The following is a 659-nucleotide window of genomic DNA, read 5'->3' on the forward strand; positions in this document are numbered from 1 at the left end:
ATTCCAGCAGGTTGTCTAGACCGAGCTGGAGTGAACACATGTGGACCCCGACCGCTCGCGCGCAGTATCGCCGCGCGGGTCTCAGATACCAGACCGATTTGACGGATGGCGAGTGGGCGGTGATCGCGCCGCACCTTCCTCCCGATCGGGCCACGGGCCGTCCGCGCGCATGGCCGATGCGCGAGATCATCAACGCGATTTTCTATGTGATGCGCGCTGGCTGCGCTTGGCGACTGATCCCGACCGACCTGCCGCCTTCGGGCACAGTCTATCGCTGGTTCGCCGAGCTGCGCGACACCCGGCGCTTCGAGACGATCAACCATTATCTGGTGATGGAGGACCGCGAGCGGGTGGGGCGCGAGGCGAGCCCGAGCGCCGCTATTATCGACAGCCAGAGCGTCAAGACGACCGATAGCGGCGGGCCAAGAGGCTATGACGCGGGCAAGAAGATCAAGGGCAGGAAGCGCCACGCGTTGGTCGACACGGACGGTCGCGGTCTCATGTTCGAACCGCACGAGGCCGGGATCCAGGATCGCGACGGAGCGGTCCCTTTGCTCAAGCAATCGCGGTCATCCTTCCCGTTCGTCGAAAAGCTGTTCGCAGACAGCGGCTATGCCGGAGATACAGTCGCGAACGCCACATCGATCGCCGTCGAGATC

1 protein-coding gene is annotated in these 659 nt (G+C 64.0%); it reads left to right on the forward strand.

Going from position 1 to position 659, the window contains the following annotated elements:
* Positions 1-38: 38 nt before the first annotated feature.
* Positions 39-659: IS5 family transposase (locus tag A9995_RS15780; RefSeq protein ID WP_067614778.1), on the forward strand; the 621-nt coding region annotated here is incomplete at its 3' end.

Source organism: Erythrobacter sp. QSSC1-22B (genome assembly GCF_001678665.1).
Lineage (GTDB): Bacteria > Pseudomonadota > Alphaproteobacteria > Sphingomonadales > Sphingomonadaceae > Qipengyuania.